The organism is Chryseobacterium pennipullorum (genome assembly GCF_003384725.1).
In the GTDB taxonomy this organism is placed as follows: Bacteria; Bacteroidota; Bacteroidia; order Flavobacteriales; family Weeksellaceae; genus Chryseobacterium; species Chryseobacterium pennipullorum.
Map to the genome: position 1 here is coordinate 51,245 of NZ_QNVV01000002.1, position 24,761 is coordinate 76,005.

Sequence of the window (24,761 nt, forward strand, 5' to 3'; positions counted from 1 at the left end):
CTAACTTCTCTCTATTTATTACCATTTTGCCAATCTTTTCAAATACGCCTGAACTGTATTTTCCAATCCCATATACAATGCTTCAGAAACCAAAGCATGCCCGATAGAAACTTCCAGCAGATTGGGGATGGTGTCTGCAAAATATTTCAGATTATCCAGACTCAGGTCATGGCCGGCATTGATTCCCAGTCCTACATCACCAGCTGCTACCGCTGTATCGTAATAAGGCTGTATCGCTTTTTCTTTATTGCTCAGATAATTTTTTGCATAGGCTTCTGTGTACAGCTCGATACGATCTGCACCTGTTTTTGCAGCATATTCCACCAACTCAGGCAGCGGATCTAAAAAGATGGAAGTACGGATTCCTGCATTTTTGAATTCTGTAATAATTTCCGTAAGGTATTCCAGATGCTTTTTGGTGTCCCAGCCGGCATTTGAAGTAATCGCATCATCAGCGTCCGGAACCAGCGTCACCTGCTCAGGCTTTACTTCCAGAACCATATCAATAAAGGACGGATGTGGATTTCCTTCAATATTAAATTCAGTGGTTACCAGTGGCTTCAGCTCATAGACATCCTTTCTGGTAATATGTCTTTCGTCAGGTCTTGGGTGTATGGTAATTCCCTGTCCCCCAAATTCCAGAATCTTTACAGCAGCTTCTGTAACACTGGGTGTTTCCCCTCCTCTTGCATTTCTTAACGTCGCAATTTTATTGATGTTTACGCTTAGTTTTGTCATTTTTATTTAGATGTTAGATATAAGATGTCAGAAGCTGGAAGCATGGGCTGGAATTACATCCAGACTTTGTATTCCTAGTGGTCTTCCACATTTATGATCATTTAAAAGTTTAATTTAAAATTTGTTTAAAAGGTGCTGAAACTTCCAACTTCCCTATTCTGCCTTCCAGCTTTTCTACACTTTGACGCTGACCTGCATGACCTGCAGTTCAAATTCTTTTGAAGCAACCAGCAAATGGTCAAAAATATCTGCCTGAATCTGCTCAAATCGCTCCCATTTGGAATCATTGGCAAAGCAGTAAATTTCCAGAGGTAATCCCTGAGGGGTAATTTCCAGCTGTCGAACCATCCGGACTCCGTTTTTATCAATATCAGGGTCATTCTCTATATATTTCTGGGCATAATACCTGAAAACCCCGATATTGGTAAGCTGCCTGCCATTTACAATTTTATCACCGTGCTGAAGATTTTCTTTTTCTTTTTTGAGCTCCTGCCCTTTTTCATCCAAGTAATCTGCAATAAGGTTAATTTCCTTAAGCCTTTCAATATCCTCATCAGTAAGGTATTTGAAGGAATTGATATTAAAATAGATGGATTTTTTTATTCTTCTTGTATTGGACTCTGACATGACCTGGAGGTTTTTGATCTCTGTCGTCAGCAGATCATAGGTAGGAATAGTAGAAACGGTTTTATCAAAATTGGTGATTTTTGTAGTCAGAAGATTGATCTCTGTAATATTTCCTTCAATACTGTATTTGGGAATGCTGATCCAATCGCCCACTTTCATATTCTTGGAAGTCGCTACGTGAAGCCCTGTCACAAATCCTAAAATGGTATCTCTGAAAACAAGGACCAAAACGGCGGTAATAGCTCCCAAACTTCCTAAAATGGTTCCACCTTTGATTCCGAAAACAATGCAGATTCCAATGACGGAAAGTACGAAGATCCCAAAAATCTTTACGGTTTCGGAAATGGCATTCAGGGTCATAATTTTGTAATAATCCTGTTTGATGACAAAATAATTCCTGAAAGCAGTCATTGCCCTGAAAAGCATGCCGGCAATAACAAAGATAATGGCTACACTGATAATAAGCTCCAGCAGTGCAAAACTTTTCGGATGTCTGTAGAATACGGAAAGCAAGGCATACCCTCCAAAATTCAACGCCCCCAAGTGTACTACCGAATTGGTAATTCTTGAATCATAAATTGATTTTAAAACCGGATATTTTTCTTTATCAAAAAAGAATTTGAAGATCGTATTGACAATAAATTTAAAAACAAAATCCAGAATATAGATGAAACCTGCCAGAAAAATAAATTTCAGGAGGATCTGAATAGGCAGCGCCAGATCAGGATGTACATGATCTCTCACAAAATAATGAATCTGATCACTGACATTCTGCAGAAAATCCCGGGTATCTTGTATTTCGTTTTTCATTACAGCAAATTTATAAAATTAAGAATGACGATTTTACATATTCACAATCAATTTTCATCCCAATTCTTAAAAACGCCTGATCAATTTTCAGTTTCCATGGTTCCCGCGTATTTGTTTCTGTCCTGTAATTTTCATTGTTATGACTCATTGCCGAATCAGGAAGGTTTTATATCTTCGTTTTTATATTAAAATTAAAATGGATAATACAATCATTAATATTCTCTGCCTAATTTTACTTTTTGTAGGGATATTGGGAACATTCCTTCCTGTTTTGCCAGGTCTCCTGCTCAGTATCTGTGGTCTTCTGATCTATAAATTCGGAACAGATGCTGATCTTCCAATGATCTATATATGGGCTTTCGGGATTCTTACGGCAGCCTCTGTGGTCTTAAGCTATGTCATACCGGCAAAGACCAACAGGAAATACGGTGGCACCCGCTGGGGAAGTATCGGCTCTGTTGTGGGGACTATTGTCGGCATCTTCATCCCTATTCCTTTGGGTTTTCTGATCGGAATGTTTGCAGGTGTATTTATTGGAGAGCTGCTTCATGACAGTAAGGATATGAATAAGGCGCTGCAATCTACGAAAGGGGCGCTGATCGGATTTATATACGGAACCGGATTCAGCTTTGTGGTAGGAGTGGCAATGTTTTTGGTAGTACTTCTTAATATGTTCGATATTATTTAACCAACACAAAATAAAAAAACTATGTTCCACAAAGCCGTCCTATTGAGTCTGGGAATATTCGCATTAACAGGATGTGATGCCCAAAAGAAAGCCAAAAGTGATACAAAAACTTCTGAAATGAGTTCTACCAATACAAAAGCTTCAGACCAGAATGGACATATCATCTACTTTAGTGAAGGAGAAAACAGATTCCTAAAAGATTACAAACTGAATGTGACCTTTAAGGGGGTTTCTGAAGACAGCCGCTGTCCGGAAGGGGTAAACTGCATCTGGGCCGGTGTGGCAGTAGCTCAGGTTGAAGTCATGGGAACCTACAGCAGACCGGTAGTCTTAGATCTTGCCAGCATGAACCATGAGGCCAGGAATTATCACCAGTCTGCCGAAGTAAACGGATATACCATTACCCTGGAGAACATCGCCCCACATCCAAAAGCAGACAGTGGAGCAAAGGCATTAGCCGGAAAATATAAAATAGGGATCAGCATCAAAAAAAAGGACAGCCGATCGGAAGAATCTACCAGGAAATAGGTTTTTTCCCTTTAGAAATGAGATATTCATTAATTTTTGAAAAAGGTTTGCTTCCGAAAAACCCTCTGTAAACAGAAAATGGTGAAGGATGGGCCGATTTCAGGATAAAATGCTTAGCCGGATCAATGAGTTCGGCTTTTTTCTGCGCAAAAGCACCCCATAATACAAAAACGACATTTTCTTTTTTATCCGAGATCTCTTTAATAATAAAATTGGTGAATTTTTCCCATCCGAGGTCTTTATGGGAATTGGGAGAATGGGCCCGAACCGTAAGGGTAGCATTAAGAAGCAGCACTCCCTGCCTTCCCCAATCGTCCAGTTCTTTGGAAGTTCTTACCACTCCAAGGTCGTCTTTCAGTTCTATAAAAATATTTTTAAGTGAGGGCGGTGCTGTCACCTGTTCTGAAACAGAAAAGCAAAGTCCGTTCGCCTGGTAATCGTTATGGTAAGGATCCTGGCCGATAATCACCACTTCCACCTCTTCAAAGGGTGTAAGTTCCAGCGCTCTGAATATCTGATTTTTCGGGGGGAAAACTTTTGTTGAAGCATATTCATTCTTTACTTTTTCCCAAAGGGTCTTAAAGTATTCCGTACTCTTAATCGGGGCTAAAATTTCTGTCCAGGTCATAATCTAATTTGAAAGTTTAAAGATGGGTAACATTTAAAAATGAAGTAGTTTTCATACATAAACTCATCTTTTTTTTAAGCTAAAAATTTCAATTTTAAGGTTTTCTTCGTCTTTTCTTCCTTCTTCCAACACAAAACCTTGTTTTAGAAGTAATGCCCGAGAAGACTCATTAAGCCTATGCGTAAATGCCAAAATTTTGTGTAAATGTAAGTGATTAAATCCATAATCTAAAACGGCTTCCAAAGCTTCAGACATAATTCCCTGTCTGTGATAATCAGGCAGCAGTTCATACCCTACTTCCGCAGTTTTCCGGTCCTCAGAAAAATTCCATAAGCAAATTGTTCCGATAAGATTCGTCTGATCTTTTAAAGAAATCCCCAGATAAAGAGTCTGATTATTACGGGTATTTTCTTTAATGGTGAGGATAAACTGAAGGGCATCATAATTACTCTTCGGAGATTTCCTTTGTACAAACCGGTTGATGAATTCATTACTACGGATCCGAAGAATGTCTTCCACGTGGTTTTCATTGATTTCTTTTAATAATAACCGTCCTGTTTCGATCATAAATTTTGTAAATATCTCAAATATACGTAATAATCACATTTTCTCACTAAATTTGCATTGTGTATATAGATAAAGAAGATTTAGACGAATTAGAATTTCCGCAATTGCTCGCGGAAATTTCCCCATTTGCGTATTCTCCGAAAACGAGAGAAAAAATTCTTCAACTTCGTCCCATGGAAATAGACGAGGCGGAACTTTCGTTGAAAAAAACGTCAGAATATCTGTCGAGTTTTGAAAGTTCAAATGCGATTCCGTTTGATGAGTATGAAGATATTGAAAGTGAACTGAAACTGATGCTGATTGAGAATTACCGTCTGGAAAACAATGCTTTCATCAAAATAAAAACCATCACGGAACAGATCGGAAGACTCCAGAAGTTTTTCCCTACTATGCCTGAGACCTTCCCTACCCTGATGGATGAAGCTTCCGTACTGGAATTCAGGAAAGAAATTATTGATAAGGTAGATAAAGTTTTCAACCGTTTTGGTGAAGTAAAAAGTGAAGCTTCTCCTGCCTTGAAAGGGTTGAGAACAGAAATCCAGCATGCCAAAAAAGCGATTCAGGAAAATTTCAATCGGGCGCTGACCACGTATGGCCAGAGCGACTTTCTGGATGACATTCGGGAAACAATTATTGATGATCAAAGGGTTTTAGCGGTAAAATCAGGATTTAAAAAAAGAGTTCCGGGAAGAACCCTTGGAATTTCGAAGACAGGATCCATTACTTACATTCAGCCGGACAGTGTTGTAAAGCATTACTTCAAGCTCCGTGAAAGTGAAGAAGAAGAGAAAAAAGAGATCGATAAGGTTCTCAGAAAGCTGACCGCAGAACTCGCAGAATTCCAGCCTCAGCTGTGGAGATATCAGATTTATATTTTTGACCTTGATCTTACCAGAGCTAAAGCAAAGTTTGCCGACCTGATCAATGGGGTACTTCCCAAGATTAACCGTCATAAAACGCTGAGATTAAGAGAAGCTTATCATCCCCTGCTGTGGCTGAGGAATAAGATAGAAAATAAAACAATCCACTCACAAACTCTGAGCCTTACGGAACATAACAGGATTATCTGTATTTCCGGACCGAACGCCGGAGGGAAGTCGATTACGCTGAAAACCGTTGGATTGTTACAATTAATGATCCAGAGTGGTATTCTCGTACCCGTTCATCCCAAATCCGAAATGTTTTTCTTTGAAAAGATCATGACCGACATTGGTGATAATCAATCAATTGAAAATCATCTTTCTACTTATTCATCGAGACTGAAGAAAATGTCAGGAATCATTCGCGAGGCGGATGCGAATACACTTTTACTGATTGATGAGTTTGGGACCGGTTCTGATCCGGAGCTTGGAGGAGCCCTGGCAGAAAGCTTTATGGAATACTTCTACGACAAAAAAAGCTTTGCGATCATTACGACTCACTATACCAATATAAAACTAGTAGTGGAACAGCTTCCCAATGCTCAGAATGCTGCTATGCTGTTCAATGAAGAGACCCTGGAACCGATGTATAAACTGGAAGTAGGCCAGGCTGGTAGTTCATTTACTTTTGAAGTGGCAGAAAAGAACAGGATTCCAAGATTTATCATTCATTCTGCAAAGAAAAAAGTGGAACATGACATTGTCAATCTTGACAAAACCATTGTCAAGCTTCAGCAGGAAAAATTTGAAGTTGAAAAACTGAAATCCGATCTTGCTGAAAGAAAAGAATCTGTAGAAGACAAGCGGGACAATCTTCAGAAACTGAATGACCAGCTTCAGCAGAAACTGTTCAATTTTCAGAAACTGTATGAAGAAGAGCACCGTAAACTTCAGTTCGGAAACAAGATTGAAGCTTTCATCGACAGCTATACCAAAGGGAAATCAAGGAAGGATGTAGTCAAGGATTTTGTGAAGCTGCTGGAGCAGGAAAAATTCAGAAAGCTTGGCAGTGACAAAGATGAAACAAAACGCCTTCAGGTGGTGAAAAGAAAGATCACTCAACAGCTTAAAAAAGACGATGTGATTGAAAAGATCGCTGAAACGAATGAGAAGCTGGAGGAAAAGCGTAAAAGTGACCGGGCGCTATGGATGAAGGAAGGACAGCGCGTACGTATTACGGGAAGTACGAGTGTGGGAACAATCGAAAAGATCTCACGAAATAAGGTAATTGTCAATTATGGCACCTTCAAAACCACAATTGATGCAGATGAACTGGAGAGAATTTAATGTGAAAATGCGTTAATTTGAGAATTTGAAAATTAGCGTTACACTGATTATAATGAGAGGGTACTGTGGTGCTCTCTCTTTTTTGATACGTTATGCGATATTTTTTCTATTTTCAGCAAAAAAGTAATAATTATGAAGTGGTTAAAGACAGTCTCCGATTTTATTCCAATACCTGGCTATACGGTTATTATTTTATGTTTTTTCTTTCCTTTTTTTCTTGTAAAATGTGGTGACACCACCCTGATGTCTATCAAAGGTACGGATCTTATAACGGGAGTTTCCAGACAGACAATGAATGAGAGGATGAAAGAACATGTAAAAAAAAGTTCGCCTTTTGCTGCTGCATTCGGAAATGATATAGACCGTTTATATTCGGACACAGACAATAATCGTTCACCGCTGAGTGATTCCCGGGATAAAAAAGACAATGAAAATATTCCACCAAACCCACCCGTCATTGTTGCATTTTTAGCTGCCATTGCCGGAATCATCATTTCATTGATAAAAAGTATAAAGAAGAAACACACTTACCAGGTCCTCTGCTCGCTCGTCGGATTTGTATCTCTTCTTGTTTTTTACCTGATATTTCAAAACAAAATGGAAGGATTCGGAGATAACAAAATGGGATTGGGATTAGGTGGAGGCGTAAGCATCACGTATGGTTTTGGAACTGCATTTTATCTTTGTGGTGGTCTATTCCTGATAATCATGATCTGCTCTCTTGTATTCCCTTACTTCCTTAGAATGCGGCTGGCTCTTCGATCATAGACCAGAATCTTAAAGGATAAGGGTACGGGTTAAGATTGTTTTTGTCATGTTGATGTATCAAATTAAAAGATGGTGCATATACTTATGAAAAGTATTTAATTTATATATTTGGGGATCAAAAATGTATTAAGATGATTTCCATAAGCAAAGCATTCTATCTATCCGCTTTCAGTGTTTTTTCTGCAGCATTCGTCAAAGGTCAGAACAAAGTTCCGTTTGGCGTGGTAAAAGCCGAAGAGGGATATGCCAACGTACGGGTACATAAGGACAACTACAGAAAAATTGTAGATAAGATCCGTATGCGTAAAGGGGATGTATTTGTTTATGTAAAACCTGCTCCTGGAGAAACCGAATGGATATGGATCAAATATCCTGAGAAACAGGATGATGATAAGCCGTTTGTTCGGTATGAAACACTCGACAAAGAAGGAATGGTAAATAAAGAACGTATTGCCTATATCGATCAGCTGCCTGCCTATACCCCTTCGAAATCCAAGAACGGAAGATCTCTTATTTTTACCGATAATTCTGATCCTAAAGTTCCCACTGCCCAAAGGAGCAAAGTAGTAATTGACATCTACCCTTCCAACGCCGGCTACCGTAAAAAAGAAAAAGATGCCGATGGAAAACTTTTAACGATAGACAAAGTAAAACCATGGGGAATCGGGAACGAACTTCCGGAGGGAATGACGGAAATCAAGTCTATCAGAGTACAGCAGCCGGGAAGAGGCTCTGTTTTTGTACGAGAAGCGATCAAGAATATGTTCCAGCCTACGATGGATTTTGAAAACATAGGAGTTACCTCGCTGGACAATGACAATATTTTTCTTTATATGATAAATGGTTCCGGAGAATACAGATATACAACGTTGTGGACCATCAAGAAAGGGAGAGTGATCAGCCAGATTATTTACCATAATCCGGAATAATTTCATTATTTTTGCACCTGAAAAGTTTAACGCTTATTCATCACAGAAACTGGTTCTGCATAACCGCAGATTAAAAGGGAACCGTGTGAAAATCACGGACTGTCGCGCAACTGTAAGTAACTGAAATCTTTATCAAAGATCCACTGTGCGAGGCATGGGAAGGAGATACAAGATGTTACAAGTCAGGAGACCTGCCTTTTTCTTAAACAAGAAACTTTCGCGATCTGAAGTTTTATTGATCTGATGGACTGTTTCAGGGATTTCCGGAATTCCTGTCATTATTCTGTTGTTTTGATACGATTTCATTTCGCTTTAATTAATAATGAAATATGACTACAGAAGAAAGAATTGAAGCATCCGAAACCAGAATTTTCAAAGCGGTTTTTCCAAACACCACCAATCATTACGACACACTTTTCGGAGGTACGGCGATGCAACTGATGGATGAAGTGGCCTTTATTACCGCTACGCGTTTTGCAAGAAAAAGAGTGGTAACGGTAAGCAGTGATAAAATAGATTTTAAAAAGCCTATTCCTGCAGGAACCATTGTAGAACTGATCGGAAAAGTTTCTCATGTGGGAAAAACAAGTATGAAAGTAAGTGTTGAGATCTACACAGAGCAAATGTATTCCTACGAAAGAGAAAAAGCCATTGTAGGTGATTTTACTTTTGTAGCGATCGACGAGTTCAAAAAACCCATTCAAATCCTATAAAAAAAGTTTCGGGCGGCCAAAGGCCGCCCGAAACTTTTTTTTATTCTTTATGTATCTACTTGAATTTTGGATAACTACTGGTGTTGTATCCGACCGGAAACCTATGATGAAAAAACTTCCAACTTCAAGCTTCTAATTTCCTAACCCGATTCAGGTTACTTCACCACCTTTTCCGTTTCCAGGCTTCTGATCAACAGCAGCTCAAAAGCTTCCCCCATTTCGTCTGAAGCTCTGCTGATGGCATTTTCCAGCATATTTCTGATCTGTCTTTCCGTAACACCAGCTTCAGTCCAGCTTTTTCCAGAGGTATGGGAATTCAAAATGAACGGCATAATTCTATCGATGGCACAGGCAAAAATAGCATCCGGCGTTTTTTCCTCTTCGAATTCCAGCCATAAATTAAAAAACTCTGTGCGTAAAGGCTCATCCAGGATTCCGAATATTTTTTGAGCAGAGGCCTTTTCTCTTTCAAACTTTCCTACCATAGCCACTTCATCAAACAGAAAAGTATCACCGGCCTCAATTTCCACAAGATCATGAATGGAAAGCATTCTTATGACTCTCAGCAAATCAATATCTGCACGGTTTTTAGCGTACGGATAAAGGATCTGTGCCAGGATAATGATTTGCCATGAATGTTCTGCGGTATTCTCTCTTCTGGAATCATCAGCATTATAATTTCTTCTCTGTACGTTTTTCAAAGCATCAACTGCCAGGATAAAATCGATCTCTTTCTGGATTTTCATTGTATTCTTATCTGTTATATTGTTCTGAAGGATACACCTTTGTTTTGGTTCTCCATTTATCATTTATTTTCTCTCTCGTAGTCACTTTTACACGACCTTCTTCGCTGCTGTCTTCTTCTTTTTCTAAGACTTTATCCAGACCCTTATTCGGAATGACGGCATATTCGGTTGTAAACATATTGCAGCATCCGGATTTACCATAAGAGATAAGGCGTTTACGTTTGGCATCAACATCAAAAATATCAAGTGAATTGGAGGCAAGATCTGTAAGCTCCTTACTCTTCACAAACCCCATTCTGGTACTATTGAATACGTATACATCGTATGATGCAGCCATGTAGTTTCCCATATTGCCGTTTCTTATGGCTATATCTTCCGTACCGTCAAAGTTAAAATCATCAATGATAACAGGGCTTTGCTGCTGCGTCAGCTGGATCATCTTTCCCAATCCCGGTTTTTGATTCTGATTCAATTCCAGTACCAGACCTTCGGAAGTAAATGTCTGTACCTTGGCATTTTTCCGGTCAAACAGCTCTACGGTTCCCTTACCATCACACCGGTCATTATTGCAATGATCTACGTGAATGATAGCGTCATAACTCCTGGATGCATTTTTTACCTCAAACTGATATTGTCCAAAACATAAAGGACCCAGTAAAACAATCGCGGACAAGCTCTTGCATGTATTTAAAATTTTCATAGTAATAGTAGAAATGAGTTGATGTGTTTAATTAGTATTAGACAAAAATACAAATCATACTACCGACCACAAAATACTTTTCTTATTATGTATCAGAATCGGAGATCATTTCCCCTGTGAACGGACGCTTTGTTCTTTTCAATCAGAAGAATCAGATTGATCAGGAAAATCTTATTCCGGGTTTGATATAAAGTCCAAAAATTGATCATAGGACATGTATTTTAACTTAATTTTTGTCAGGTAAAAAAATCAATTAAAATTTATATAACTGATTATTAACGTTTTAAACATTTTATTTTAAAAATTTCACTACTTTGTATTGCATAATACCATTTTAATTACATATCTTTGTAATGTAAAATTAGAATAGGCTCAGCTAGCTAGGAGCATTTTTCTAAGAATATAACTAATTAACAAAACTTATCAAAGATGAATACCGAAAATACCAAAGCGCAAATGCGAAAAGGAATTCTGGAATTCTGTATTCTAAGTCTCATCAATAATCGCGAAATGTATGTTTCTGATCTTATTGACGAACTGAAAAAAGGAAAACTGGATGTAGTGGAAGGGACCCTCTACCCTCTTCTTACAAGACTTAAAAACGGAGAGTTTCTCTCTTACAGATGGGAAGAATCTACCGGAGGGCCGCCCAGAAAATATTATCAGATCACAGAAAAAGGAAAACTTTTCCTGGATGAACTTCAAAATACATGGAATGAGCTGACAGCCTCAGTCAATCAAATCACCCAACAACATTAAAAACAAAGCTATGAACAAGACACTCTCAATAGGACTCGCAGGTTTTTCTTTTACCATAGAAGAACACGCATATATAAAGCTCAGCGACTACCTGAACGCACTGAGAAGCTCACTGGATGCTTCTGAAGCGGATGAGGTAATGCATGACATAGAAATAAGAATGGTAGAGATCTTCAGAGATTCTCTGGGAAAACGTGAAGTGATCAACGATACGGATGTAGAAAAAGTAATCGCACAGATCGGAACTCCGGAAAAAATTGAAGAACAGGAAGAGGCTTATTTTTCTGAAAAAAATACAACTAAAAATACAAATACAGGGACGAACTTCACGGACAAAAAACAACTGTTCCGTGATCCGGAAAAACAAAAAGTGGCCGGGGTATGTGCTGGTTTAGCCCAATATGTTGGGATGGACATCACGACCATGAGAGCGATCTGGCTGGGAATTTTTGTCTTAGGAATTTTCACCGCTGCTATCTCCTCTTCATTGATTGGTCTATTATATGTAATCCTTTGGATCGTACTTCCAAAAGCCGAAACAGCGGCAGATTTCCTGAAAATGCAGGGAAAGCCTATGAACTTCGACAATCTTAAGAATGAGTCTAACAAATTGGTACAGTTTGCCAATGAATCTACTCAGAGGGTCGGAGAAATCTACACCGAAAACAAGCCTTACATCAACAATGCCGGAAGCGGGGTATGGAATGTGTTCAAGTATATTATAGGCGGAATTTTTGTACTGATGGCAGTAGGAAGCATCGTGGGAGTATTTGTACTATTCGGACTATTCGGAATGGATACGGATTTTCCAGGAGCCAACCAGATCAGATTTTACATGGATGACAATGGCCTAGACAAAGTACTTGCAGCTATCATGATAATCGGAAGTTTAATTCCTGCCATTGTCTTCAGTTTACTAAGTATCAAAATATTCTCTCCGAAAACAAAACTTAGAAATATCGGATGGGTAATAGGAGGACTGTTCCTTCTTCTGATCGGCCTCGGAACCTACTTTGGAATCAGTATGGCTAAGAAAAACCTGATTTACAGAGGAAGTAAGGAAGATACTGAAAATGTAGCGATCAATACTACTTCAGATACTGTGTATGTGGATATAAAGCAGATAAGCATCCCGCAAAACTTTATCGCCTATGATGATGATATCTATTCCGATAAGAGATCAGTTTACGAAGAGGATTATATTTCTGTGGAAGTAACCAGAAAATCTGACATCAAGACTCCTTATCTGGTGATCAAAAAAGAAGGAAACGGATACAACTATCCGATTCAGCTGAACGTACCAGTAGAGGTAGTGGATAACAAGGTAATGCTTCCTAATTACGTTAAATATCCGTACGATCAAAGGTTCAGAGATTACAGAGTAGAATATGAACTTGTTGTTCCTCAAAAAGCAGTCGTTATTCCATTGAAAAAAGACCGTATCCATTTTGATGGAGATCTGGACGGAGACGGAATGAATGATGATGATCAGTATAAAGATGAGAATCACAACGGGATCAGAATAGAAAAAAATAAGATCACGGTAAACGGTTCGAGCATTGAATACAACTCTGATGACAAAGACAGCATCATCATCAATGGTAAAAAAGTACCCAACAACCAGGCTAAGAAAGTAATTGATTCTGTAGCGTCCGATATCAAAAAAATAAACAAAGATGTGGACATCAAAATCAAAGACGGAAAAAACGAAATTTCCATACAAACTAAATAATTAACTTCAGAGAGTGGTAGAAGGTGTGAATGGATAGCAACCGTTTGAAATTCACATCCTTCTTATCTCATAAAAGAGAAAAAAAGACAGTATTTAGTTCGCTATGTAAAAAAAATGTTTTAATTTCGTACTGTTAAAAATTTAATAACCAACTTAACACAAACACATTATTGTTATGATCCAATTTGCACTAGAATTCGTAATGAAAATCGTAGATTTAATTAACGGTTTATTTTAAGAGCGATAATATTTCAATATATTTGTAAAGTATAACCAACATTTGGTTATACTTTTTTGTTTTTAATTCAAAATTTATGAAAAAGCTGATAGGCAAACTGATGTTAAAATTATTAGGGTGGAAAGTTGTTCTGCAGGGCGATGTCAACAACCTGAACAGGTGCATCCTCGTGGTGGCGCCACATACCCATAATATGGAATACATTTTGGGAAATTTCTCCTATTGGTCTCTTGGAAAACCTTTAAAAATAATTATTAAAGATGCGCATACCAAAGCCTGGTACGGAGGTATTGTAAAAGGACTGGGAGGCATCGGTATCGACAGAAGCCAGAAAAATGACCTGGTGAATTTTGTAGCCCAACAGTTTTCCAAAGAAGACTTCAGCCTTGTCATCACCCCGGAAGGAACCAGAAGCTGGGTTCCTAAATGGAGAAAAGGATTCTACCATATGGCTTTGGCTGCAAAAGTTCCTATCGTACTTGCTGCAGGTGATTTTAAACGGAATATTGTGTATCTGGGGTATACGATTCCCTACGAAAGAATCGCTTCGGTACCTTTTGCAGAGATCATGCAGGAGATTCAGGACTATTACGTAAAAAATGACATCGTGCCTAAAGTCCCTACCAACTGGAATCCCGATATTATGGGAGCAGGAGAATAATCTTATATCAGCCGGCAGCAATATCTATTAGTAATCATCATTTATCCATTATACAAATGAAAGATCAGACCAAAGAAGAAATCCTTATGTTTTTAAACAACTGGGGAGAAGGAGTAACATTAGCCAAAACACTTGAAATACAATTCACCGATATAGACCTGGAAAACGAGACGCTGACTGCCACCATGCCGGTACAGCCAAAAGTTCACCAGCCATTCGGAATTCTGCACGGAGGTGCCAGCTGCGTACTCGCAGAAACCCTGGGATCAAGCCTGTCTAATTTCTTTATCGACGGTGAGAAATATTATGGTGTAGGAACAAACATCAACTCCAATCACCTGAGAAGTAAAAAAGACGGAATCGTAACGGCTACCGCCCGTTTTATCAGAAAAGGAAAAAGCATGCACGTATCCGAAATGGAAATCCGTGATGAGAAAGGAGTTCTCATTAATCATACGACGATGACCAATACAATTATCCGTAAATAACCCTTACGCTTTTCTATCAATTATAAGCTCAAATTTTTTGAGCTTTTTTTATGGGCTGTTCTTAAAAAAGTAGCATTTAATTTTGACATTTTTCAGACTAATAATACCTTTGCAGAAAGAAACCAACCGGGAAATATTCTTTGGGTTTCGTGCCGGTCATTTTTTCCAAAACCTATTCATCGCTCATGATCTATTTCAAACTTCCTTTCGACGAAAAACTCTATTCCACAGATCAAAACAGCAATAAGAATGCTGTACGCTTTTATTCCTATGACGGGCTTGATGTGATCAATTTTGCAGGCAATATTGCTGAAGTGGATCCTGATGAATTTGACAATACCCCGATCATCAGCACATCATTACTGAATGATACAACAGGCTTTACAGTAGAGGGCCAGGAAGAATATTGTGATACTCTGGAGCAGGTTATCGAAGTCATCAGAACGCATAAGCTTCCTAAGCTTGTCTATTCAAGAAGAAAAATTTTCACAGACTTTACAGCAATAGATTACAGGGAAAGTTTCAAAAATCTGTGCAGTTCTTATCCCAATGCATTCAGATATCTCTTTAATGACGGGCAAAATGCCTGGATGGGGGCTTTTTCTGAAGTTCTTGGCAAATACAATAAAAATACCCATGAGTTCGAAACCATGGCCCTGGCAGGGACGCTACCTGTCTCTGAAGGCTGGTCGGAAAAAGAAATTGAGGAACAGAAACCTGTAACGTCTTATATTGAGCATATTCTTGAAAACTATTCGGATCAGGTTCAGAAATCCGCAACCTATGATCATATTTCAGGAAATATAAAGCATCTCCGCACTGATTTTAAAACCATCATCCAGCCGGATGACCTGGACAAACTGATCCAGGATCTGCACCCTACGCCGGCGGTATGCGGAATTCCAAAAGATTTCTGTAATGAGAATATCAGGAAATTTGAAAAGTATCCCCGTGAATTCTACGCCGGCTACAGTAAGATAGAAACGGAAGACTCTGTTCAGTACTTTGTAAATCTTAGATGTGCAAGGCTTTATAAAGATTCTGTACATATTTTTGCCGGAGGAGGGATCACTGCCCAAAGCAATCCTAGCAAAGAATGGATTGAAACGGAACTAAAGTCTGAGGCTATTCTGAAAAACCTGGTCATTTCCTAAGATTGGGAAACCTTCCGCATAGCCCACAACGCCTATTTCCAGATCACGCCAATACTATAAAAATAACCTGCTGATTGTGCAGAAAAAAAACCTCTTTCATACAAAAGAGGTTTGATATTTATATACTAAAATATTTAATTATTTCTTTGCTCCGATCCTGCTCCAGGTATCCATTACAAAAAGCAAAAGAAGACCGATTGCAGCTGCTGCTGCTGAGAATACAAACTTAAGGTTGTCTTCATCACCCAGGATATCCGTCTGCCAGTTGATAGCATAAAGGTTGATGGCAATAAAAACAATAAATACGACTAGAAATACTTTATAAAACTTCTGCATGATATTTAAAAATTAATATAATTCTGCACCAATTGAGCAAAATTTGCGGTGAATAATTTAATTGAAATCGCTAAAAGGATAATTCCGAAAACTTTCTGAAGGATCATCAAAGTAGCATCCCCTATTTTTCTTTCCAGCCATTTCGCTGATTTCAGCACCAAATATACGAAAATTGTATTTAAGATGATTCCGCAAATGATATTAATATCGTGAAATTCAGCACGCAGAGATAGTGCGGTAGTCAGGGTTCCCGCCCCGGCAACCAATGGAAATGCGATGGGTACGATGGATGCAGCTTTTGCTTCGGTGGTTTTATTGATCTCAATTCCTAATATCATTTCCAGCGCTATGACAAAAATCACAAAAGCCCCGGCAATGGCGAAGGAGTTGACATCTACTCCGATCAGTTTAAGAATCTTATTTCCTACAAAAAGGAAAACAATCATAATTGCCCCGGCAGTTACTGCCGCTTTTCCGGCTTCAATCTGTCCGAACTTCTGCTGAAGGCTTACGATCACGGGAACTGAGCCAATGATATCGATAACGGCGAAAAGAACCATAAAGCTGGTCACAATCTCTTTAATAGAGAAACCATCAAAAATTTCCATCTCTTTGTAATTAAAAATTTCGCAAAAATATGAAAATAAACTGACTATTTGCTAATTTGTGAATATAAATTAACAATTGTTTTCAAAAGTTCTTCAAGACCTTCCTGTGATTTCACAGGAGAATATTTCTCTATCTGAACTTTCTGCTGCAACATACCATACTCTTCAGCAAGTGCTGAACCTTTGTGTTTTTCAAGAAAAGTCTTAAACTCTGCAACAGAGCCTTTGAAATACTGATTTCTCACTTCCTGATCCAAGTCTTCCAATGTGGCAAAGAACTTTTCATATTCGCTGTGATCTTTGAGATTCTCAAGATAACCGAAATAATCATTGATATCCGTCTTCATCAGCTCACGAATCTCTTTTTCCGTTTCTGCCACTGAACCTAAAGGTTTTGACGGTACGGTTTCCCTAACTAATGCACGTTTTTTTTGCCAAGTCCTAAATAACAGATAAACAACGAATAACCCTAAAAGAATAGCAATATTCACCAATAGGATGTTCCAGTGAAATTTGCTTTTCTCCTTTACTTTTAACGACGTCGTTTTTAAAACCGGTGTATTTACGGTTTCAAGAAGATTATTGGTGTATTCATTTACTTTTTCAACCGTAGTGCGCGCTTCCAGCACCTGATCATGAGAAAGAGCATCCAGGGCCAGAACTTTCTGCCCAAGGTCTACATACTCCCTGCTTTCGGGATCAAAGAAAGCAAACTGTTCTGTTTTGATGGAGATGGTCCCTGATTTTTTAGGGATCACCACATAGTTGGCCAGAATTTCACCCTTCATTCCTGAAGTTCCGGGAGAAACTTTAGTAGTAATCTTTGGAGCAAAAACCTCATAATCCGGGGAGGCCGCAATTTTTGGGAGCTCCATATCCGGCAGGTTCCCTTCTCCGGAAACTTTTACCACTACATTCAGCGGCTTTTTGGCTTCAGCTTTTTCCTTGGCTGCATGATAAACACTTACGGTAAAATTTCCAACTGCATTTTTAAAACAGTCGGGAGCTCCTTCCGGAAGTCTTTTAACGTTGAGTTTTATTTTATTGGAACTGATCTTATTTTTATTCGAGTACGAGTTGACAGACGCCGAAACTGCCGGAACTTCTACATAGCCTGCCTCATTCGGAAATATCATAAACATCGCCAATATTTGTGACGGCATATTGCCATACCCTGAAGGATCAATCTCTGATTTGTTGAAATTGATAGGGTGAACATTGATATTATTCTGCTGGGGAAGACGGATATTCTTTACTTTCCGAAGATTATCCATATTTCTGGAATAGACTTTCAGGATAGCGATTGTAGGCTGGTCCTGATAGATCTCCCGGTCTTCAATCTCCATATTCAGATAGACCTCATTGGAATTATTAGCTGCCAATGATCTTTTTTCGATAATCTCCCTGATGTTGACATCAAAAGGTTCTGTTTTGTAAATTTTGTTGTTGACCGTAACCAGTACGGAACCAATTTTTATTTTACCTTTTTTCTTCGGTTCCAGGGCTATTCTGGATACTTTCTGCGTAATCAGAGTATTGGTAGCCGGGTCAATGACAGTATTGGTCACAGATCCGCTGCCAATGATGTTGAATTTTGAAAGGTCAGGAAGCTGAAAGCCTGTCTGTTGAACAAGATCACTACCGTTAAGTTCGAGAACAATGGTAAGATTGACAATATCTTTTCCTGCGTATTCTGTTTTATCGGCATCCAGAGAAAGATTTACCTGTCCGTAAGCAATTACGGATGCGAATGTAAGCAATATGTAAATCAGTCTATCTTTCATCACCAATCTTTCTCGTTGCTTTGAGGCATCGAATAAGAATTTTTGTTTAAAATTCTTCTGGCGGTTTCTTTTTCTTTTTCGTTTATTTTATCTAAGATCGCATTTTCGAGGTTCTTAGGCATTCTGCCTTCATTATTCTGATCCTGCTGAGGATTGTTCCCCTGATCACTTTTACCTTCATTTTGCTGGCCATTTCCCTGATCCTGTTTTTGGTCTTTGTCGCCTTTCTGATCTTCTCCTTTGTTCTGATCATTACCGCCGCCGCCTTTTCCGGAGTTATTCTTCTCGTTTTTCTGTTGTTCTTTTTCTTTTTCTTTCAGCTTGGCAATTTCATAGTTCTTTCTGGTTGCTTCACTGTAGGGATCCTGCTTCAGCGATTTTTTATAATAATCTGCAGCTTTTTCCGGCTGGTTCATCTGCATATAGGTATTCCCTAAATTATGAAGGGCTGCCGCCTTATCCGGAAGAGTCTGGGAAAGCTGCTGTGCTTTTTCAAACTCCGCCTTTGCCTCTTCATACTTTTTACTTTTGTACAAAGCATTCCCCATATTGTAATGGGCCATAAAATCTTTATCATTTGATTTCACCGCTTCCATATATTTTGAAGACGCTCCGTCATAGTCTTTACCATCAAATTTCTGGTTGCCTTCATGAACTAAAGTTCTGTAGTTTTCCTGCCCAAACATAATGCCTGAGAACGAGAAAGCAACTATTAACGATAAAAATATGATTTTAGTATTCATTACCTGCAAAATTATTCCTTTATATGTTAAGAAACAGGGGTTTATTTGTTAAAATTGGGTTAAAGTAGCGCTGCCAGCAAGAAACTTATAGATTAAAATCATTTTTAGGATTAAAAATATAAATTAAGGCGAAAAACAATAAGGACACCCCCAGAAAATACTGATAATAGTGATTGGCATTCTGTGACTTCACCATTGTTGCAGCACCCGAAGATTTTTTGTTGACTGCATCTATGATTCTGTCCGGAGCTTCATTGATATTATTTCCGTCGATATAAGCTCCACCCGTTGATTCAGCGATCTTCTTCAATGCTTCGGTTTGCCTTTTCGAAATGACGGTTCCCCCGTTTACATCTGTTTTGTATCCCATCAGCTGGCCAAAAACATATTCCGGAACCGGTGCACCTTCATCAGAACCGATGCCTACTGAGGTGACGCTGATCCCCTCTTTATTGGCTAGTCTTATTGCGGCATTATCATTTCCTTCATTATCCTCACCATCACTTAGTAATATTATTTTTCTGGAGCCTTTGCTTACATTTTTAAATTTTTCCGCAGCGGCCTGCATTCCTTTTAAAAAATCAGTTCCCTGAACCTGCATAGAGTTTGTTTCAATACCGCTGATATACGTTTCTGCAGAGTTGTAGTCTGTTGTCAAAGGCATGATAGACATTGCCTGACCCGCAAAAATCACAATTCCTACTTTGTCATTTTTCATCTTCTGCATGGTGCCGATCATCAGATTTTTTGCTTCTGTCAAACGGCTCGGGTCAATATCTTCAGCATTCATAGAATTCGAAACATCCAGCATAAAGACAACATTATTCAGTTTCTGATTGCTTTTCACCTCTTCAGAGCCATTCAGAAGGTCTATGATAGAGAATATCAGAAACAGCGTTCCCAACAGATATAGTGCAGGGAAAAACTTTGTAAATCCCGATCTCTTTTCAAATAAATCTTCGTGAAACTGACCCGCAGCAAAAATTTCCCTTTTTGTATTCCTCCATCGTAAAAAACGGACCAGGAAAGAAGCCAACAGGGGCAGAAGCAACAGTAAGAGTAAATACCAATAATTTCCTAAAGACCAACTCATCAGCTTAAAATTTTATAAAACACCCATCTCAAAAGTCCATCCAGAACCAGCATTCCTAAAGCGATCCACAGGAAGATCTTAAAATACTCTTCATAATTGTACAGCTTGGAAACTTTTACATCTGATTTCTCCAGCTGATTGATTTCATCATACACTTCCTCAAGACTGCTATTGGATGTTGCCCTGAAATACTTTCCGCCTGTAGTCTGTGCTACTTTTCTCAATGTATTTTCATCAATCGTAACCTCCGTTTCTGTAAAGATAAGATCTCCAAAGATGTCCTGGGAAGTGGGCATTAATGCATATCCATTGGTCCCGATTCCGATTGCATACACTTTGATTTTATTGTTCTGCGCCAGTTCAGCAGCAACCTGAGGGGGGATGGCATTCTGGATATTACTCACCCCATCAGTCATCAGGATGACCACTTTACTTTTGGCTTTACTTTTAATTAAATGATTAACGGCTACAGAGAGCCCTTCTCCAATAGCTGTTCCCGGTTCAAGACCTGCAGAATTAAGATTTTTGATCTCGTCCACCACTACCTGATGATCGGAAGTCACAGGAACTTTTGTAAAAGCTTCTGCAGCATAGGCCACCACCCCTATCCTGTCATTCGGACGTTTCTGGACAAACTTTACGGCAATATCTTTCAATGCGGTAATACGGTCCGGATTCAGGTCCTTTGCCAGCATACTGAGAGAAACGTCAATGGCCAGCATAATATCAACTCCCTTGGTATCGTCCCGGTCCTGTGACACTGTAAACGTTCTCGGCCTGGCCATTGCAATGATCAGTGCGGTAAGGATAATGTACTTTGATATTTTCAATATAAAAAGCACTCCCTGGATTTTACCGCTTCCTTCCATATTTTTTACGGTAGGCACTTTTATACCTTTCTTTTTCTGTCTACCGGCATCTTTTATAAAAAGCGGGATAAACAGCAGAAAAAGCAATAGGAACCACGGGCTGTAAAATTCAAAATTAAACATCCTTTCTTAAGTTTTCGAATTCTAAATCTTTGGATGATCTCTTCACAAATTCCCGGATGTCTGCAAAATCTTTCTCCATTGTTTTCTCGTCAGGAAATGTTTTGGCAAACTTCACCAGGTCTCCGCGCAGAAAAACGTCCTCTATTATTTTTTCGTTATCCAGCGAAATCGTATTGTTCTTTTTCATAGTGTCAATAAGATCATCAGTAAGAAGGACGTCTGCCGGAAGATGATACTGTCTGGTAATAAACTTCCTTGAAATATCAATCAGTTCTACATAGAAAGAACGGAAATTACCGCCTTCGATATATTTTTTCTTTTTAAGAGAGTCTAATTCCTTTAAAGTCTGATTGGTAGCTACCACTGGGGAGTTTTTTGCTTTTCTGCCCCATCTCACAATCATGATGATGGCTATAATCAAAGCGATCGCTGCCAGCGCTGCCAGAATGTAGAACTTATAAAGCTCCCAGTAGTCTTTTGCAGCAAGTTGTACTTCTTTATTCTTCATAATGTCGTTAATCTGGTCCGCTTTCTGAGCAGTATTAATGACATCTATTTCGTAAGGAATTGTTTTAAGTACTTTATCTCCCACTTTAAATTCGAGTTCGGGAATGGTAAACTTACCTTCCTCGAATACAGCGAATTCTATTTTCCTTTCATAGGAGCCGGCATTCTGTCCGATACTGTCTTTTGTTTCCTCAAAATGGAAAGGAAGCAGCTCGTTTTTTGGTGCGGAGATCACCTGCTGGTCACTGAGGTTATCAATTTTTATAACCAAATGATTCAACTCACCAAGGGCAATGGTCTTCTTCTCCACATTGGAGGACAATATCTGTGAAAAAGCATTTACACAGACTGATAAGGATAATATTAATAGTAGTTTCTTCAATGTAAACAATAAAGGCCTGAGCCTGATATTTTAATTATATTATAGTAAGGACATAAGCCCAATTTATTTCTTGCTAAAATAGTTATACAGCATCTTCGAGTAGTCTGCACCGGTGCCTATATTCATAAAACTGGCAGAGCTGCTGGCAAAATCCTCCTCCAATGCTCTTAATTTCTGTTTTTGCGCTTCAGCAAAAGTATACCTCCATCTCGCACTGGAAGTGTTGGCCCAGATCTGCTTTCCGGTTTCTGAGTCATGCAGAAGCGCATAGCCTACATCAGGAATTTCATTATCTTTTTCATCATAAATCCTCATCCCAAGCAGCTGATGCTTTTTGGAAGCTACCCGCAGCATTTTTGAATCATACTCATCTTCAAAATCCGAAAAGAGGAATACGAGTGATTTTCTTTTAAAAATGCCCATCATATATTCCATCGCTTTGTCTATTCTGGATTCTCCAGGAATATAATCTGCAGTAAGGATAGTGCTGATAATAGAGAGAATATGCTTTCTCCCCTTCTGAGGCGGTATCACCTTGTAGACTTTATCAGCAAACAGAATGAGTCCGACTTTATCATTATTTCCTGCGGCTGAAAATCCCAGGCTTGCTGCAATCTCCGCAACATATTCCCTTTTAAGCTGAACTTTTGTTCCGTAATCCATTGAAGCGGAAATGTCTACCAGAAGCATCATCGTCAGTTCCCTTTCTTCTTCCATCACTTTCACAAACGGCTCCCGGAAACGGGCGGTCTTGTTCCAGTCGATTCTTCTGATCTCATCCCCGAACTGGTAGGGACGGACTTCTGAAAAAGTCATCCCCTGCCCTTTAAAGGCGCTGTGATATTGCCCCATCAAAGCAGCTTCCGTCTTTTTTCTTGTACGGATTTCTATCTGCTTTACTTTTTTTACAATATCTTTTATTTCCATCGATTGCTGTAAGGTTTTAGGTTCAATGTTTAAAGTCCCGGAGTGTGGCTATATTTAAAAATCTGTCTCCAGCTTCTATGTGTCACAATATTCAGCTTTAGCCTTTAAATTCTATGGATACATTCAACCATTCGTTATCAAATTTCGGACTGTATTTTTTGTAGAAATTGATAGCCGGCTCATTCCAGTGCAATACCTGGAAGACCATGCCACTGTAATTTTTTGATTTTCCATATTCCAGTGTTGCATCAAAAAGTTGTTTTCCGATCTGCTTTCCTCTCATTCTTTCAGTCACTACCAGATCTTCAAGATACAATCTTCTTCCTTTCCAGGTAGAATATCGGTCATAGTACAGCGAAATCCCTACAATCTCACCGTTATATTCTGCAACAAACGCTCCCCATACCGGTGACGGACCAAATCCGTCATTGGTAAAATCTTCCAGAGTAACGGTCACCTCATGCAAAGCTTTTTCGTACTCAGCAAGCTCTCTGATAAGCTCCAGCATGGGAGCACAGTCTTCAAGAACAGCTTTTCTGATGATTGTTTCACTCATTACGGGGCCTGGATTTTTGCTAAAATTCTGTTGATAATTTCTTCTGTTGAGATCTCTTCTGCCTCTGCTTCAAAAGTCAGCCCCATTCTATGTCTCAGAACATCCTTTGCCAGTGCTTTCACATCTTCAGGGATAACAAATGCCCTTCCTTTCAGAAATGCATAGGCTCTGGACGCAATAGCAAGATTGATGGATGCCCTTGGAGAAGCACCGAAGCTTATATAATTTTTCAGTTCAGAAAGTCCATAATTTTCAGGATAGCGGGTAGCGAATACCATATCCAGAATGTATTTTTCAATTTTCTCGTCCAGATAAATCTGGTTGATCAGTTCTTTTGCATCCACAATATCCTGAAGGGAAATTACCGGATTTACCGTTGGCTGATGGGAAGTGGATACCATTCTCATCACCTGTCTTTCATCTTCAAAAGCCGGATAATCAATGGTGCACTTCAGCATAAAACGGTCGCTTTGTGCTTCCGGAAGCAGATACGTTCCTTCCTGATCAATTGGGTTTTGGGTAGCCAGCACCAGAAACGGTTTGGGAAGTTTCATGGTTTCATCCCCGATCGTCACCTGCTTTTCCTGCATCACCTCAAGGAGGGCCGACTGTACTTTTGCAGGAGCACGGTTGATCTCATCTGCGAGCACAAAATTGGCAAACACAGGTCCTTTTTTTATAGAAAAATCATTGTCCTTGATATTGAAAATCATTGTTCCCACTACGTCTGCAGGTAGCAGATCCGGTGTAAACTGAATTCTTGAGAACGCACCATGAACAGCATCAGCCAAAGTTTTTATCGCTAAGGTTTTAGCCAGACCCGGCACCCCTTCCAGAAGAACGTGACCGTTTCCTAAAAGTCCTACCAAAAGTCGGTCTATCATGTATTCCTGCCCAATAATAACTTTATTGATTTCCTGTCTCAGAAGAGAAAATAAGTAGTTTTTTTCTTTTACTTTTTCCGTCAATTGGCGGATATCTTCAGCTTGATATATATCTGACATAGCTTGATTTAAAATAAGTGGTAAATTTCTGATAAATACTTGCATTAATCAACACAATCAATGCCATCTTTAAGTTAAAGTTTGTTAAAAATTCTGGTATCAATAAAGCATTTCGATGGAAAAAGCCTGATTATCTTATACATAAAAT

27 protein-coding genes and 1 riboswitch are annotated in these 24,761 nt (G+C 39.0%); of the genes, 11 read left to right on the top strand and 16 right to left on the bottom strand.

The window, feature by feature from the left end; all coding sequences use genetic code 11:
• Positions 1–18: 18 nt before the first annotated feature.
• Positions 19–738: a pyridoxine 5'-phosphate synthase gene (locus DRF67_RS02670; protein ID WP_115926403.1), complete on the bottom strand. Its 720-nt coding sequence runs from the start codon at positions 736–738 to the stop codon at positions 19–21.
• A 174-nt stretch (positions 739–912) separates the two neighbouring features.
• On the bottom strand, positions 913–2,175 hold the full coding sequence (locus DRF67_RS02675; RefSeq protein ID WP_115926405.1) for a mechanosensitive ion channel family protein: 1,263 nt from the start codon (positions 2,173–2,175) through the stop codon (positions 913–915).
• Between the two features lie 196 nt (positions 2,176–2,371).
• Between DRF67_RS02675 and DRF67_RS02680 the strand changes: the two genes are divergently transcribed.
• Both DRF67_RS02680 and DRF67_RS02685 read left to right on the top strand, forming a co-directional pair.
• A complete protein-coding gene (locus tag DRF67_RS02680; RefSeq protein WP_115926407.1) occupies positions 2,372–2,863 on the top strand; it encodes a DUF456 domain-containing protein in 492 nt (163 codons plus the stop codon).
• A 21-nt stretch (positions 2,864–2,884) separates the two neighbouring features.
• Positions 2,885–3,391, top strand: a complete 507-nt coding sequence (locus DRF67_RS02685) for a hypothetical protein (protein ID WP_115926409.1) — start codon at positions 2,885–2,887, stop codon at positions 3,389–3,391.
• On the opposite strand, the gene DRF67_RS02690 is transcribed toward DRF67_RS02685, so the two are convergent.
• Together DRF67_RS02690 and DRF67_RS02695 are read right to left on the bottom strand one after the other, a co-directional pair.
• Positions 3,378–4,019, bottom strand: coding sequence for a uracil-DNA glycosylase (locus tag DRF67_RS02690; protein WP_115926411.1), 642 nt, complete (start codon positions 4,017–4,019; stop codon positions 3,378–3,380). The two genes, DRF67_RS02685 and DRF67_RS02690, sit on opposite strands and share 14 nt — an antisense overlap.
• Before the next feature lie 63 nt (positions 4,020–4,082).
• A complete protein-coding gene (locus DRF67_RS02695) occupies positions 4,083–4,586 on the bottom strand; it encodes a GNAT family N-acetyltransferase (RefSeq protein ID WP_115926413.1) in 504 nt (167 codons plus the stop codon).
• Between the two features lie 59 nt (positions 4,587–4,645).
• Here DRF67_RS02695 and DRF67_RS02700 point away from each other — a divergent pair, with 59 nt between their 5' ends.
• The 4 genes from DRF67_RS02700 (at position 4,646) to DRF67_RS02715 (ending at position 9,203) form a co-directional block, all read left to right on the top strand.
• On the top strand, positions 4,646–6,793 hold the full coding sequence (locus DRF67_RS02700) for an endonuclease MutS2 (protein ID WP_115926415.1): 2,148 nt from the start codon (positions 4,646–4,648) through the stop codon (positions 6,791–6,793).
• A gap of 132 nt (positions 6,794–6,925) precedes the next feature.
• A complete protein-coding gene (locus tag DRF67_RS02705; RefSeq protein ID WP_115926417.1) occupies positions 6,926–7,561 on the top strand; it encodes a hypothetical protein in 636 nt (211 codons plus the stop codon).
• A gap of 131 nt (positions 7,562–7,692) precedes the next feature.
• The gene (locus tag DRF67_RS02710; protein ID WP_115926419.1) at positions 7,693–8,490 is read left to right on the top strand and encodes a hypothetical protein; all 798 of its coding nucleotides are present in this window, start codon (positions 7,693–7,695) and stop codon (positions 8,488–8,490) included.
• 33 nt (positions 8,491–8,523) lie between these two features.
• A riboswitch (cobalamin riboswitch) is annotated at positions 8,524–8,703 on the top strand.
• 116 nt (positions 8,704–8,819) lie between these two features.
• Positions 8,820–9,203 (top strand): acyl-CoA thioesterase, encoded by a 384-nt coding sequence (locus DRF67_RS02715; protein ID WP_115926421.1) that lies wholly within the window; start codon positions 8,820–8,822, stop codon positions 9,201–9,203.
• Positions 9,204–9,358: 155 nt separating this feature from the next.
• On the opposite strand, the gene DRF67_RS02720 is transcribed toward DRF67_RS02715, so the two are convergent.
• Entirely contained in the window at positions 9,359–9,949 is a 591-nt protein-coding gene (locus DRF67_RS02720; RefSeq protein WP_115926423.1) for an HD domain-containing protein, read from the bottom strand.
• A 7-nt stretch (positions 9,950–9,956) separates the two neighbouring features.
• Positions 9,957–10,649, bottom strand: coding sequence for an XAC2610-related protein (locus DRF67_RS02725; RefSeq protein ID WP_123912699.1), 693 nt, complete (start codon positions 10,647–10,649; stop codon positions 9,957–9,959).
• A 429-nt stretch (positions 10,650–11,078) separates the two neighbouring features.
• Here DRF67_RS02725 and DRF67_RS02730 point away from each other — a divergent pair, with 429 nt between their 5' ends.
• From DRF67_RS02730 to DRF67_RS02750, 5 genes are all read left to right on the top strand, one after another.
• The gene (locus tag DRF67_RS02730; protein WP_045499677.1) at positions 11,079–11,408 is read left to right on the top strand and encodes a PadR family transcriptional regulator; all 330 of its coding nucleotides are present in this window, start codon (positions 11,079–11,081) and stop codon (positions 11,406–11,408) included.
• 10 nt (positions 11,409–11,418) lie between these two features.
• Complete coding sequence (locus tag DRF67_RS02735) at positions 11,419–13,140, top strand: PspC domain-containing protein (RefSeq protein ID WP_115926427.1); 1,722 nt, start codon at positions 11,419–11,421, stop codon at positions 13,138–13,140.
• A 314-nt stretch (positions 13,141–13,454) separates the two neighbouring features.
• On the top strand, positions 13,455–14,039 hold the full coding sequence (locus tag DRF67_RS02740) for a 1-acyl-sn-glycerol-3-phosphate acyltransferase (RefSeq protein WP_115926429.1): 585 nt from the start codon (positions 13,455–13,457) through the stop codon (positions 14,037–14,039).
• A 56-nt stretch (positions 14,040–14,095) separates the two neighbouring features.
• Positions 14,096–14,527, top strand: coding sequence for a PaaI family thioesterase (locus tag DRF67_RS02745; RefSeq protein WP_115926431.1), 432 nt, complete (start codon positions 14,096–14,098; stop codon positions 14,525–14,527).
• A 185-nt stretch (positions 14,528–14,712) separates the two neighbouring features.
• The gene (locus DRF67_RS02750) at positions 14,713–15,681 is read left to right on the top strand and encodes a chorismate-binding protein (protein ID WP_115927042.1); all 969 of its coding nucleotides are present in this window, start codon (positions 14,713–14,715) and stop codon (positions 15,679–15,681) included.
• Positions 15,682–15,819: 138 nt separating this feature from the next.
• Here DRF67_RS02750 and DRF67_RS02755 read toward each other — a convergent pair whose 3' ends face one another.
• From DRF67_RS02755 to DRF67_RS02800, 10 genes are all read right to left on the bottom strand, one after another.
• Entirely contained in the window at positions 15,820–16,017 is a 198-nt protein-coding gene (locus DRF67_RS02755; RefSeq protein WP_115926433.1) for a hypothetical protein, read from the bottom strand.
• Positions 16,018–16,022: 5 nt separating this feature from the next.
• Positions 16,023–16,625, bottom strand: a complete 603-nt coding sequence (locus DRF67_RS02760) for a MarC family protein (RefSeq protein ID WP_115926435.1) — start codon at positions 16,623–16,625, stop codon at positions 16,023–16,025.
• 44 nt (positions 16,626–16,669) lie between these two features.
• Positions 16,670–18,409, bottom strand: a complete 1,740-nt coding sequence (locus DRF67_RS02765; protein ID WP_115926437.1) for a BatD family protein — start codon at positions 18,407–18,409, stop codon at positions 16,670–16,672.
• Positions 18,409–19,152, bottom strand: a complete 744-nt coding sequence (locus tag DRF67_RS02770; RefSeq protein WP_115926439.1) for a tetratricopeptide repeat protein — start codon at positions 19,150–19,152, stop codon at positions 18,409–18,411. The genes DRF67_RS02765 and DRF67_RS02770 overlap by 1 nt, the downstream gene beginning before the upstream one ends.
• A gap of 85 nt (positions 19,153–19,237) precedes the next feature.
• Positions 19,238–20,245 carry a vWA domain-containing protein gene (locus DRF67_RS02775; RefSeq protein WP_115926441.1) on the bottom strand — a complete coding sequence of 336 codons (1,008 nt, stop codon included), beginning with the start codon at positions 20,243–20,245 and terminating at the stop codon, positions 19,238–19,240.
• On the bottom strand, positions 20,245–21,237 hold the full coding sequence (locus DRF67_RS02780) for a VWA domain-containing protein (protein ID WP_115926444.1): 993 nt from the start codon (positions 21,235–21,237) through the stop codon (positions 20,245–20,247). The genes DRF67_RS02775 and DRF67_RS02780 overlap by 1 nt, the downstream gene beginning before the upstream one ends.
• Entirely contained in the window at positions 21,230–22,126 is an 897-nt protein-coding gene (locus DRF67_RS02785; protein ID WP_115926448.1) for a BatD family protein, read from the bottom strand. Before DRF67_RS02785 ends, DRF67_RS02780 begins: the two co-directional genes overlap by 8 nt.
• 63 nt (positions 22,127–22,189) lie before the next feature.
• Positions 22,190–23,053 (bottom strand): DUF58 domain-containing protein, encoded by an 864-nt coding sequence (locus tag DRF67_RS02790; protein ID WP_115926451.1) that lies wholly within the window; start codon positions 23,051–23,053, stop codon positions 22,190–22,192.
• A 97-nt stretch (positions 23,054–23,150) separates the two neighbouring features.
• The gene (locus tag DRF67_RS02795; protein ID WP_115926454.1) at positions 23,151–23,609 is read right to left on the bottom strand and encodes a GNAT family N-acetyltransferase; all 459 of its coding nucleotides are present in this window, start codon (positions 23,607–23,609) and stop codon (positions 23,151–23,153) included.
• Positions 23,609–24,613, bottom strand: a complete 1,005-nt coding sequence (locus DRF67_RS02800; protein ID WP_115926456.1) for an AAA family ATPase — start codon at positions 24,611–24,613, stop codon at positions 23,609–23,611. The genes DRF67_RS02795 and DRF67_RS02800 overlap by 1 nt, the downstream gene beginning before the upstream one ends.
• Positions 24,614–24,761: the final 148 nt, after the last annotated feature.